Source organism: Chondromyces crocatus, assembly GCF_001189295.1.
Taxonomy (GTDB): Bacteria; Myxococcota_A; Polyangia; order Polyangiales; family Polyangiaceae; genus Chondromyces; species Chondromyces crocatus.
On sequence record NZ_CP012159.1, the window covers coordinates 4,870,924 to 4,883,446 of the forward strand.

Consider the following 12,523-nt stretch of genomic DNA (forward strand, 5'->3'; position numbering starts at 1 on the left):
TCCGGTCGGTGGCATCGCCCCCATCGGTGGTGGTGTCATCGGTAGAGGAACACCCCGCGCAGATCCTCCGTCTGCGAGAGCGGCGTCGCGTTCTGCCCCTTGGACATCGACGTCGCCCGGAACTGGTAGATCATCCCCGGTTCGAGGGGAGGCCCCCCGTAGGTCACCTTCACCTCGGCGTTTCCGCTCACCGAAGGGAGGTTCGGATCCTCCCAGACCAGGTTCCCGTACGCATCGAAGACCTGGATCTCGTAACGCCCCTCGCTGGAGTCGTCGGCCCACACGAACTCGGGCGTCCCTTGCACCTCGTCCATCCGCTCGGCGCCGGGCCGGATCACCGCGAGCGCCTCCGTCACCTTGAACGACTCGGAGAGGGAGACATCGGCGTCCGCCACGGTGATCTCCACGATCGCCGTGCCCCCGATCGACGTGTCCGGATCGCGCACCAGACCATCGTTCTCGAACGCCGCGAGCACCTTGTAGGTCCCGTCGGGCACCCCCTCGATCACGAACCCACCGCGCACCCCACCGACCCGCAGCCCTCGCGGCGCCTCACCCCGCTTCGCCGACGCGTCGAAGGTCTCCACCGGGACCAGGATCACACTCGTCTCGCTTCCGCCTGGCGCATCGACGATCGACACCTTCCCGCTCACCGCGGCCCGCGCCTCACCCAGGCTGCTCAGCACCACACCGCTGGTCACCCGCCCGGCATCGACCGCGACCCGCGCGCTCGCGAGCCGCAAGCCTTCCGCGTAACCGCGCACCTCGTGGCTCCCCGCTGGAACGTTGAACACCGTGAACGCCCCGTCGAAGTCCGCCACCCCCGTCGCGCCGCCCGCCGTCACCAGCGTCCCACCTGGCGCCCTCGCCGCGACCGTGCCCGACACCGTGCCGAGGCCAGCCACGTCCTCCAGCTCCAGCAGCAGGATCTCCGTCGCCACGCTCTCGATGGCCAGCGGTTTCCCTGTCGCCGTCGCCAGATCCAGAGGCAGCGCCACCCGAGGGGCCCTGGGGAAGCTCTGGTAGCCCGCCGCGTCCGCGCGCAGCGTCACGCTGGCTACCACCGGCCGCCCCTCCCGGTCCCGCTTCGCCGCCACTTGCAACGCATAGCCCCCATCGGGCCCGCTCACCGCCACCCGTGACACCGCGGCGCTGTTCGCATCCCGCGCGATCACGTGCGCTCCCGCAACCCCCGCCGCGGTCCCCGCGTCGAGCACCCGCCCCCGCACCACGAGGGGCGTGAAGCACGCGGGCTCCCCATCTTCGACCTCCTCGCAGGCGAGCCCTGACGCGCAGCCGGTCTGCTCGAGCACCGAGCATCCCTCGTCGCCGCGCCGCACCTCCTCGTCGCCGCACCCGGCGAGCGCCACGAGGGGACCGACGACCAGCGCAAAACCAAGACGTGAACGTGACATGCGTGAACTCCTTCTCGAACCGAACGGACCAGCGTGCGTGGAAAGCCGTGGCGCGTGGCCTACTGCGGCACGGGACGGCAGCAGCCCGTGATGCAGTAATGGAAGGGCGGGCAATGATCCTGACCGGCGAGCCCGCAAGGCTGGACGCCGCTCTCGCACTGCTGCGTCCCGTTTCCCCCGCCGCCCCCGCTGCCGCTCGACGGCGGACACCCCGGATCCGGCGCGGGCTTCCCCACGCACACCTCGCACGGCCCGCACGAATTCAGGCACGAAGGCACCGGCTTGCACGGATGACATCGCGTCGGATCATCGATCGCGTCGGCCGTACACACCGTGTTCCCGTCGACCCCCTCGGACCCCAGCCAGATGAACTTCCCGCTCCCCGCGGGCAGCTCGCAGCACCCGAAGCAGTCGCACCCGTTCGGCGTCAGCGGCCCGCACACCTCGTGGCACTGCTGCGACTGCGACTGCTCCAGCGCCGCGCAGTTCATCCCCGAGCCCGGGTAGATCGTCGTCGGGTCGTACGCGCACGTCGCCCCGTTCTCCGGCTCCGGGTAGTAGCTGGGGGCCACCTCGTTCGGATCGCAGCGGTGCGACCAGTAGCAAGCATCGTTGCCCGCCCCCGAGTTCGAGTCCCAGTAACAGTCGACGATGCATGGCGGCCCCGCCTGACCCGGGATCCCGCCGTAGTAGCTGCCCTCGGTGTTGTCGCAAGGCCCGAGGCAGTCGGGATCCTGGGAGTCGATCAGCCCGTCACCATCGTTGTCGATGAGATCACCACACTCGTAGATCTGGTTCTGACAGGGCGAGATCTCGGTCGGCGCCCCACCGACCCCGCTCGTCGAGGCCCCTGCGCCACCTGCGCCCGACGGCAGCAGCCCGCCAGCTCCCCCCGCGCCGTTCAGCCCTGCCCCCCCGTCACCGCTCGTCCCGCTGCTGGCGCCTGCGCCGGCCGTGTTCGCCCCGTCCACGGTCTTCTCGCTGCAACCCACGCCGCAGGTCACGGCGACGAAGGCGATCGATGCGATGGCTCTGACGTTCATGGCTTCTCCCGAGCGTGCCGCCCGTTCGTTGCGCTGCTTCTCTACGGCCCGCAGCCTGTTCGCTGCGCTGCTTCTCTCCGGCCCGCAGCCCGTTCGCCGCGTTGCACGCGACCGTGACCGCACGCTGCGCGGGCCCGTCGCCGTGTCGCGGGGGCTGTGGCTGCACCCTCCGACCACGGCTCAACAAAATGCACCCCGCTACAGCACCACCAGGAGACCGAGGAATCCCCCCACGCTCGGCCGCCCTGGCGCCCCGAGCCGCTCCCCGGCGAGAGCCACCACCGGCCTCGGTTGCGCGAACAGCACCTGCGCATCCACCACCACCGAGAGCCGCTCCCCGAGCGACCATCCCACCCCCGCGCCGGCGCCCACCAGCGCCGCCCACACCTCGCCCGACGTCGCCTCGTACGGCGACCGCGGATCCCCGACCGCCCGCAGATGGTACGCCCCCGCGCCGACCGACACCCGAGGCACCAGCGGACCCAGCGCACCCAGGCTGTAGACCACCTCGACCAGCGCGAGCTCCTGCCGCACCGAGACCGACCCGACCGCCCCTGCGAGGTCCGGCGCGAACGCAGGCCCTGCCAGCGTCACGCGCGCTGCCAGCACCTCCCCGGGCCGCCCCGAAAGCTCAGCCCCCAGCGACACCCGCAAGAACGGCCCCACCGCCGGACCGACCCCCCCTCCGAGCAGCAACCCCACACCCCCCTCGACCGCCGCCGTTCCCAGCCGAGGCTTCGCCGCGCCCTCTGCGCCTACCTCTCCACGCCGCGCCGCTTCCTCCTCGGGCGCGCTCCCTGCCTCGACCTCCGTCGCGCGCGCCCCACCCTCCACGCCGAGCTGACTCGCTTGCAGCTCCTCGACCGCCCGCACCGCGACCACCGACGGCGCCGATCTCCCCTGAGCCGACACCGCGCGCGTCCTCCCGCGCCCTTCTCTCTCACGGAGCCAGAGCGTCACCGACGCCCCACCCCGCGAGCGCGCCACCTTCACCGCCGCCACCCCCTCGAACACCCGCGCCGCGCGCGCCAGATCGCTCTCCTCCGCCGATCCTGCGCGCGCTCCCTCCTGCGCCGTGCGCGCTCCCTCCTGCGCCCCCTGCGCCTCGACCACCTCGAACCCTGCCGCCCGCAGCTCCGCGCGCAGCCGCGTCGTCGCCTCCCGCTGCACCGCGTCCGCCCCGTCCGCGTTCAGGATCACCACACGCGGCCGCGGCTCTGCTTGCACCGCGCGGCCTGCGCCGACCCCGGCAAACACCACCGCCCACCCGACGAGCCAGCCCCCGACCTTGCCCCTTGCTCCCTTGCGGAGACCGCCTCCACGCACGCCTAAGGGTGTACCAGAGCCCTCGCCGCGCTGGCATGGGCACCGCCCGGATAGCGCGCCAGATACCGCTCCGCGATCGCCCTCGCCGCTGCTTTCCCGCTCGTGCGCTGCGTCGCCATCATCTTCCGACCGAGCGCCTCCGAAGCGAACGCCCCGCCCGGCGACTCCGCCAGGTACGTGTCGTACCAGCCGATTGCCTCCGACGGAGCCCCTCCATCCGCCATCCGACCCAGCAAGAACGCCGCCGCCTTGCCCTGACTGCTCGCCGCGAAGCGACGCCGCATCGAGACCAGCGCCCGACGCGCCACGTCCGCGCGTCCCGCGTACCGCGCCGCATCCGCGACCGCCGAGACCTGATCCAGCGAGCCTCCTGCCAGCACCGCATCGAGCCCTCGCGCCTCCGCCTCCGCCAGCACCGCCGCGAACTCCCCATCCGCGACCCGCTTCGACCAGCTCCGCGCCTCGCTCGCCGCCCCGCCAGGCTCCCGCCCTCCCGTTTGCGCCGACCCCGCGCGTCCAGCCGCTCCCCCGTCGCTCTCCTTCCCCTGAGCGCCATCGCGCCCCGCCGTCCCATCAGCCGCCGTCTCTTCACCCTCCTCACGCTCCCCCCTCGAAGCCCCCTCCGGCCCCCCGACCTCTCCCCCCTCTCCGCGCCTGCCCAGCGCCACCGCCCCCGCCGCCCCGCGCGTCTCCTCCTGATCCCCTGCCGCTTCCAGCGCAGCCTCCTCCGCGCTCGAGATCTGCAGCGCCCCCTCGTGCGCCTGCACCACCAGCCGCTGCCCTGCTTGCAACGACACCCCCTCGGGTGACGCCGGCCCCCGCACCACCACCGACCCCTCGCGCAGGTGCACCACCAGCTCTCCCTTTGCCTGTGCCCACGCCACATCGAACGCCGTCCCCGTCACCTCGATCGCGAACGGCCCGGCCTCCACCGACCACCGCGCCCCACCGCGCGGCCGGATCTGCACCGACGCCAGCCCCCCTTCCAGCACCACCCGCGCCCCGCGTGACGTCACCTCACCGACCCGCAGCGACGCCCCTTGCGCGAGCACCACCTCGCTCCCATCGCTGAACCGCAGCCGCGCCTCGCCGTCGACCGGAGCGGCCACATACCCCTCCTGCGTCGCCACCGCGTGCTCCACCACATAGTCGAGCTTCCGATCCACCAGCACCATCGCCACGCCCGCCGCGACCACCGCAGCCGCCAGCAGCGTCACTCCACGCCGGAGCGCTCCCCGCCGCTTCACGGAACGACCGTCCCCCCGCGCCACCGCCGCCACCAGGCGCTCTTGCCCCCGCGCATCCAGCGCCGCGTCGTCCCCCTCGGGCAACCCGACCCGCGCCACCTCGGCCAGCCGCTCCATCCGCAGCCGCGACAGCGCGCCTTCCACGCCCTCGTCCATCGCCGCCTCATCGCCGCCCAGCGCGCGCTTCGACCCCGGATCACCCATGGCGCACCTCCTCACCCACGGCGCACCCCCTCGTCCCGACCATCCCCCTCGTCCCGACCCTCACCAGCGACCCGCTCCGCCAGCCCCCCGGGCGCATCGACGTACCCTGCCAGCACCGGATCCCGGCTCGCCCCTGCCAGGATCCGCTGCGTCGCCCGCGCCAGATGCCGCTTCACCGTCGCCAGCGAACACCCGAGCGCACGGCCGATCTCCGTCAGCTCCAGCCCCTCGATGTACCGCAGCACGAACAGCACCCGCGACCTGTCGTCCACCTGATCGAGCAGCGCATACAGCCGCAGCACCGCCGCCCGCGCCGCAGGATCCGCCGACACCCCGGCCGCCTCCGGCAGCACCCCCGAAGGCGTCAGCGTCAACCACCGCCTGAGCCGCCGCCGCCTGAGCGCCTCGCGCGCCACCCGCAGCGTGATGCCCACCACGTAGCTCTGGAGCAGCGCGGGATCGCGCAGTTCTCCCACCAGCCGGAAGAACCGGAGGAACGTCTCCTGCACGTGATCCTCCACCTCGTCCCCTGGCCCCAGCGTCCGCCGCAACAGCCGCCGCACCAGCGGCGCGAACCGCGTCCAGATCACCGTGGCGGCCCCTGGATGCCCTGCGGCGGCCGCCTTCGCCAGAGCCACATCATCCGTCGCCACCAGCGGCAGCGCCTGCACCGCCCCGCGCACCGGACGCGCCGCCTCACCCCCTCGCCGCTCCGCACCTGGCTCGGCGCGAGGACGGACCGGCGGAGGCGTCGGACGGCTGCTCACGGGGATGCTGTGACCCTACCTCACCCGCACGGCTCAACAATCGACCCGCGTCGCCCCTACGTGGCGATCTCCCGAACGATCACCGTCACGTTGGTGAAGTACTTCCTGGAGTGCTCGTCACGGCCGTCATAGGTCTTCACCACCTCGGTCGTCCCCTCGCCCTCGATGTGCGTCTCCAGCTCCTTGACCTGCGGCCTGCTCGTCGAGACCGACGGAAACGCGCCCTCGTTGTCCGACCAGCTCTGGCCCGGGCAAAAGCAGCCTTCCAGCTCCGTGGGGAAGTTGCCCACGTGGATGTTCACCTCGAAGCGCTCGCCGAAGGTGGCGGTCGCCAGGGACTTCGACGTCTGCACGAACCGGTACGGCCCCTTGGTGCCCGGGTTGTCGATGATCCCGTACGTGCCCGCAGGGATCCGCTGATCGGTCCCCGCCGTCTTCGTCGAAGGCCCCGCCGCTTCGAGCATGAAGCCCTCCGTGAGGGCCTTCCTCGTGCCGACGCGCTCGAGCTTGTACGTCGAGATCGTCCCCCCCTGCTTCGCGTTGGCGCTCGTCCCCTCGTCGTTCTTCGGCCACTCCCGGATGCGCTGGATGGTCAAGACGAGCTGCACCGGACAGGGCTTCACGACCCCACGCACCCGCTCGTTCCCATCCTGCTGCTGGTTCGCCTCCGCCACCGCCCCCGCCACGCACGTACTCATGATCCCCTCCCGCCCTGAGCCCCACCGCGCTCCCCCGCCGCCTCCCGAGACCCACGCACCCGGGTGGAAGCACCCCTCCAGCTCCACCGGGTCGTTCCCCGCGTGGAGGTGTACCGGCCCGTGCTCCCGCCCTACGCGATCTCGCGAACGATGACCGTCACGTTCGAATAGTAGGACGTGTTGTAGTCATCGTAGCCGTCGTACGTCGTCTGCGACTCCTTCACCGCGTCGGCCTCGATCGCGGCCTGGAGCGCGCGGAGCTTGGGCCCGCTGCTCGACACCGAGGGGTGGGTCTTGTGGTCCGTCCAGCTCTCGCCAGGGCAGAAGCACCCCTCCAGGTCCACCGGGAAGTTGCCGATGTGGATGTTCACCAGCCCGCGCGTCCCGAAGACCGCCTGCGCCAGAGAGCGGCTCGTCTGGATCAGACGGTACGGACCTTTCGCCCCCGGGTTCTTGATCATCCCGAAGGTGCCCGGTGCCACCCGCTCGTCTCCCCCCCGCTTCTTGCTGGAAGGCCCTGCTGCCTCGAGCATGAACCCCGTCACCGGCACCGTCACCTTCCCGGCGGCGATCCTCTCCAGCTTGAACTCCGCGATCGTCCCTCCTTGCTGCGCATTCGCCGTCTCGGCCTCCGCATCCTTGGCCCACTCCTTGATGCGCTGAATCGTCAGCACCAACCGCACCGGGCACGCCGCCACCGTCCCACCCACCGACGCATTGCCGTCGCACTGCTGGTTGGACTCCTGCACGGCCCCCGCCACGCCTCCACTCATGGTCTCTCCCCACGGTTCACGCCGAGGCCACTGCCCGGACCGAGATCACCACCCGACGCGCGATCGCCGCCTGGACCGAGACTGCGCGGACCGAGGCCGCTGACCGGTCCGAGGTCCTCGTCCCCTCCTTTCGCGTGCAGGAAGGCGACCGCGGGCTTGCACAGCGGATCCTCGACGAACCGGACCCCGAAGAGCCATGCGAGCAGCACGTACCGCGTGCGCTTCTCCCCCTCCAGCCCGAGCCGCTCCGCCTGCGCTCGCGCCACGTGCAGAAACGCATCGACGTCCGGCGCCCCCACGAACCGCGCCCGCGCCGGGTTCATCGTCAGCAGCGCCCGCTTCATCCCTGCACTCGACCGCGGACCCGCCTCGTCGCGCGCCGGGTACACCTCACGCTCCGCCGCGCTCACCGCCTCCTCGAAGCCCGCCAGCGCATCGTCGACGAAGAACCCCGTCACCTCACCGACGTTGCGCGCGAGCGTCTGGATCGCGAAGTTCGTCGGCGCCTCGGCGGCCCCCAGCGTCGGCTGCTCGTGGAACATCCACGCGCACCGCGGATCCTCGAACAGGAACAGCCCGCACACGCACGCGCACGCGAGGTAGATCCGCACCTCCCCCCGGAGCGTCAGGCCCTGCGCCTCCCCGAGCTCGATCCCGAGCTGCACCGCCGCGCGCACCTCGTCCGAGCTGCACGGCCGCAAGCGCGCTTCGAAATGGCGGCGAAGAAACGCCTCCACCTCTTCTGCGAACTCCTCGCACTGCGCTCGACGGAGCGACTCCACCTGCTCCCGGGGTAATGCGACCACATCGACCTCACGCGCTCAGGCGTTGCAGACGCCACCACCCCTCGTGAACCGCGTCATCCCGGTCCATCGAGGCGCAGCGCGCTCCAGGCTACCATGCCTTCGAAGCCCGTCTGCCTCGTGCGGCGAGACGAGAACGTGACAGTCCGAGCGGGCGAGATGGCGACGGCCAGAGCGTGGCGCGTGGGATGGCTGAAAGGGGACGATGACGATGGCGTGCGTCCGGGGTCTCTTGACCCGATGACGGATCACGGAGCAACGTGCCCCGACCGTGGACGCCCGAACCGAGCCAGCGCGCCCTGTGGACACGAGATGAACTGCATCCAGTTGAGCAACATCGGACCCATCCAGGAAGCGGACGTCACCCTGGGCGACCTGACGATCCTCGTGGGCCCGCAGGCCACCGGCAAGAGCGTGTTCTTGCAGATCCTGAAGCTGCTCGTCGACCACCCTGGCATCCGCGACGAGCTCCAGCGCTTCAACATCGACTGGAAGAAGAACCCGCAGAGCTTCTTCGATCTGTACTTCGGCGACGGCATGGGAACGCTCTGGTCCGAGGACGACAGCGCGCTCGTCGTCGACGGCCAGAGCAGGCCCCTCCCGGGCTTCGCGAAGCTCTCGAAGCATCGCTCCTGGGACGACCGGCTGTTCTACATCCCGGCCCAGCGCGTCATGAGCCTCCGCGACGGCACGACCCGCCCCTTCAGCGACTACCGCGCTGGCGACCCGTTCGCCCTCCGCGCCTTCAGCCAGAAGCTCCACGAGCTCGTGCAGAACGAGTTCGCCAGCACGCCGGCCCTCTTCCCGAAATCGAACCGCCTGAAAGCCTCCCTGCGCGAGCCCCTCATCGAGCACGTCTTCGGCGGCTTCGGGCTGAACATCGACGCCGAGCAGCTCCAGAAGCGCATCGTCCTCACCCCACCCGAGGGCGGAAAGAGCTTGCCCTACCTCGTCTGGTCGGCCGGCCAGCGAGAGTTCGTCCCGCTACTCCTCGGCCTCTACTGGCTGCTCCCATCGAGCAAGGTGACCCGTCGCGGCAAGCTCGAATGGGTGATCATCGAGGAGCCCGAGATGGGCCTTCACCCCCGCGCCATCTCCGCCACCCTGGCCCTCGTCCTGGAGCTGCTGTCACGCGACTACCGCGTCTGCCTCTCCACCCACTCCCCCCATGTCCTCGACGTCGTGTGGGGCCTCCAGTTCCTGCAAGCCCACGGCGGGAAGCCCGACGACGTCCTGGAAATCTTCGGCATGAAGCCGAACGCGACCACCCGCGAGTTCGCCCGCGCGGCCCTCGCGAAGACCTACAAGGTCCACTCGTTCCGCCGCGGCGCTCCCGTGGAAGACATCTCCAGCCTCGACCCTTCCTCCGATTCGCGCGAAGAGGCCGGCTGGGGCGGGTTGACCGAGTTCTCCGGCCGCGTCGGCGACGTGGTCGCCAAGGTCGCACGCCGCGCAGAGAGCGAGCGTGGCGCGTGACGAAGGGGAAGCAGCACAAGACCAGGAGGAGAGCGTCGACGCCGGGGGCTCCGCTGGACAGCGCGATGAAGGGCGGGACGTCGAAGGGTGGGTCGGCGAAGGATGAGCCGGCGAAGGGTGGGTCGGCGGCGAGCGGAGCATCGAAGGGAGGTCGACCGAAGCTGACATTCGGAGACGCCGTGACCACCGTCCCCGCGCTCGCCGGTGTGCTGGAGGCCGGGAAACAAGCCCTGAAGAAGGACCACAGAAAGCAGGTCACGTGCGATGACGAGACCCGCTGGACCGGCAGCATCGACCTCGACGCAGCATTGATGCAACACCCGCAGCATGCGAGTCAGAACCGCTGGGACTACGGCATGGGCTATCTGGATCCCGCCGGCAAGGAGAGCGCCATCTGGATCGAGGTTCACTCGGCAGAGACGGGCGAAGTCTCCACCGTGATCAGGAAGCTCGCGTGGCTCAAGGCTTACCTTCCGGAGCACTGTCCAGATCTCTGGACCCTCACGCACGCCAGCCGGGAGGAGCTGCGCTTCGTGTGGATCGCGTCGGGCCGCTACGCCATTCCCAAGCACATGCCGCAGATGCGCATGCTTCGTGCGGCGGGCCTCGATCCGCCGGTGCAACGGCTGCACCTTCCGTAGCGAAGCGCACGCCAGGTCGACCCGCGCTTCACCGTGCGCCTCCGCGTCACCCGGGTCGAGCCTGCCACCGCGCTGCTCGAACCAGGCCTCCACGACGTCGCGCTCCACAGCCTTGCGCGCACCTTCCCGGTTCCTCCGGCCTGCGGGCGGAGTGACGCCGACGGCACCGGGACGGTGGCCACGCAGCGCGAATGCGGCGCAAAAGCAAAAGGCCGACGAGGCTCTCCCTCGCCGGCCTTTGCATTGGCCCACGGGCCATTCATCCGGCATTCCACCGGTTCATGACAGCCAATGAAGCGTGAATTCAGCTACCGATGACCGGCGCGATGGCCGGATTCACCTTCGCCATCAGTTCACCTCCGCACACGCAGCGGCCTCGGACGACTCGTCCACCACCCCCGGGTCCCGCGTCGCGACGGTCGCCCCCGCACGCGCTCCCTCGACGAGCGCTCTGACATCCGACTCCGCGGCGAGCGCCACGACCTCCGCCTGCTCCTCCGCGTTCTTCTTCCGCGTCCTGGCGGCCTTCTTGGCGATGGCCGAGCGGTAGGTCCGGGTCTTCTGATACCTTGCCAGAAGCTCCGGCATCTCCTTTCCGCGCCGCTCGACGGAGGCTCCGATGTTCAGCAGGATGTGCTGACGCTGGTCCTCGAGGACGTAGCGCGTCTCGGAGAGCATCTCCGCGAACTTCAGCACAGGCGCCAGAAATTCGTCGATGCGCGCGATTCGCTCATTCAAGAGGAAGAGCTGGGTCATGTCGGCCGCGGTGACGCCCGCCTTCTCCGCCCACTCGACCTCGTTCCCGATGATCTCGGCGAGCACCCTGTCGAGGCCGCTCTGCGCCGTTTTCATTCCCTTCAACGCGCTCGGTTCGACATCGACCAGGTAATCGAACTCCGTGCCATTGAACTCACGCTCCCCCACGAGGGGGTTTAACGGTCCAGCCATGGTTTCCTCCTGGCTCTCACCTCGACAGGGATCGTGGCGAGCGAATCTCGCTCGGCCCCTGTCAGGCAGTGCCGGTTCGATTGCGCAATGCATCGCAATCGTGGCAACGATGTTAATGGCGGAAGGTCGACCGTCAAGGGCGGGTCGGACGATTTTGATTTCTTCCAGTTTCACGGAAACCAGCCCAGGCGCGCCAGTCACCATCACTCGAGGGTGAGAGCACGGCGCACAAACACATCATTCAATGATTCCCGCCGGATACACGACCACGAGGGCCTCACGGTTCTCTTTGAACGGCACGGCAGGGGCAAGCCGTGGCGGTTCACGCACCTCCTGCACGTGCTTCCCCAAGCACGTGCTCGTGCTTCCCCAACCACCAACTCGTGCTTCCTCCACCTCCAGCTCGTGCTTCCTCCACCTCTAGCTCGTGCTTCCCCAACCTCTAGCTCGTGCTTCCCCAACCTCCAGCTCGTGCTTCCCCAACCTCCAGCTCGTGCTTCCCCAACCTCCAGCTCGTGCTTCCCCAACCTCCAGCTCGTGCTTCCTCCACCTCCAGCTCGTGCTTCCTCCACCTCCAGTTCGTGCTTCCTCCACCTCCAGCTCGTGCTTCCCCCACCTCCAGCTCGTGCTTCCCCCACCTCCAGCTCGTGCTTCCTCCACCTCCAGTTCGTGCTTCCTCCACCTCCAGCTCGTGCTTCCCCCACCTCCAGCTCGTGCTTCCCCCACCTCCAGCTCGTGCTTCCTCCACCTCCAGTTCGTGCTTCCCCCACCTCCAGCTCGTGCTTCCTCCACCTCCAGCTCGTGCTTCCCCCACCTCCAGCTCGTGCTTCCTCCACCTCCAGCTCGTGCTTCCTCCACCTCCAGCTCGCGCTTCCCCAAGCACGTGCTCGCGCTTCCCCAAGCACGTGCTCGCGCTTCCCCAAGCACGTGCCCGTGCTTCCTCCACCTCCTTTCATGTGCGTCTTCAACCTTGCTCCTGGATCATTTGTACCCCTGGATCACCATCGATCCAGATTCGTGCCTCCTTCTGAAGCTCGCCCCCCTGCCCGACCCAGATGCTCGCGCGTTGGACGCAAGGACCAACTCGGTCGTGAGGCACAGCGTGTGCAAGCGAACAGGTGACACTGCTGATAGCGCGGTGTCGACAGGAGGACTTCCCTTCGATGTTATCGACGAGGCTCG

Annotated in this window: 11 protein-coding genes; 2 read left to right on the plus strand and 9 right to left on the minus strand. The window is 69.7% G+C overall.

What is annotated here, in order from left to right; translation table 11 throughout:
• Window positions 1-35: 35 nt before the first annotated feature.
• The 8 genes from CMC5_RS18035 to CMC5_RS18070 form a co-directional block, all read right to left on the minus strand.
• Window positions 36-1,415: a hypothetical protein gene (locus CMC5_RS18035; RefSeq protein ID WP_050431589.1), complete on the minus strand. Its 1,380-nt coding sequence runs from the start codon at window positions 1,413-1,415 to the stop codon at window positions 36-38.
• A gap of 59 nt (window positions 1,416-1,474) precedes the next feature.
• The gene (locus CMC5_RS18040) at window positions 1,475-2,458 is read right to left on the minus strand and encodes a hypothetical protein (protein WP_050431590.1); all 984 of its coding nucleotides are present in this window, start codon (window positions 2,456-2,458) and stop codon (window positions 1,475-1,477) included.
• A 198-nt stretch (window positions 2,459-2,656) separates the two neighbouring features.
• On the minus strand, window positions 2,657-3,784 hold the full coding sequence (locus tag CMC5_RS18045) for a hypothetical protein (protein ID WP_050431591.1): 1,128 nt from the start codon (window positions 3,782-3,784) through the stop codon (window positions 2,657-2,659).
• Between the two features lie 2 nt (window positions 3,785-3,786).
• Window positions 3,787-5,235 (minus strand): FecR family protein, encoded by a 1,449-nt coding sequence (locus CMC5_RS48530; RefSeq protein WP_281180874.1) that lies wholly within the window; start codon window positions 5,233-5,235, stop codon window positions 3,787-3,789.
• Between the two features lie 11 nt (window positions 5,236-5,246).
• Window positions 5,247-6,002 (minus strand): RNA polymerase sigma factor, encoded by a 756-nt coding sequence (locus tag CMC5_RS18055; protein WP_245678500.1) that lies wholly within the window; start codon window positions 6,000-6,002, stop codon window positions 5,247-5,249.
• Window positions 6,003-6,058: 56 nt separating this feature from the next.
• On the minus strand, window positions 6,059-6,700 hold the full coding sequence (locus CMC5_RS18060) for a DUF5675 family protein (protein ID WP_050431592.1): 642 nt from the start codon (window positions 6,698-6,700) through the stop codon (window positions 6,059-6,061).
• A gap of 131 nt (window positions 6,701-6,831) precedes the next feature.
• Window positions 6,832-7,473, minus strand: coding sequence for a hypothetical protein (locus tag CMC5_RS18065; protein ID WP_156338692.1), 642 nt, complete (start codon window positions 7,471-7,473; stop codon window positions 6,832-6,834).
• Entirely contained in the window at window positions 7,470-8,279 is an 810-nt protein-coding gene (locus CMC5_RS18070; RefSeq protein WP_156338693.1) for a hypothetical protein, read from the minus strand. The genes CMC5_RS18065 and CMC5_RS18070 overlap by 4 nt, the downstream gene beginning before the upstream one ends.
• Window positions 8,280-8,588: 309 nt before the next feature.
• Here CMC5_RS18070 and CMC5_RS18075 point away from each other — a divergent pair, with 309 nt between their 5' ends.
• Both CMC5_RS18075 and CMC5_RS18080 read left to right on the plus strand, forming a co-directional pair.
• Complete coding sequence (locus CMC5_RS18075; RefSeq protein ID WP_050435971.1) at window positions 8,589-9,752, plus strand: AAA family ATPase; 1,164 nt, start codon at window positions 8,589-8,591, stop codon at window positions 9,750-9,752.
• Window positions 9,749-10,393 (plus strand): hypothetical protein, encoded by a 645-nt coding sequence (locus CMC5_RS18080; RefSeq protein ID WP_156338694.1) that lies wholly within the window; start codon window positions 9,749-9,751, stop codon window positions 10,391-10,393. The genes CMC5_RS18075 and CMC5_RS18080 overlap by 4 nt, the downstream gene beginning before the upstream one ends.
• Window positions 10,394-10,741: 348 nt before the next feature.
• Here the strand turns inward: CMC5_RS18080 and CMC5_RS18085 are convergent, their stop codons facing one another.
• On the minus strand, window positions 10,742-11,341 hold the full coding sequence (locus CMC5_RS18085; RefSeq protein WP_156338695.1) for a hypothetical protein: 600 nt from the start codon (window positions 11,339-11,341) through the stop codon (window positions 10,742-10,744).
• Window positions 11,342-12,523 lie beyond the last annotated feature (1,182 nt).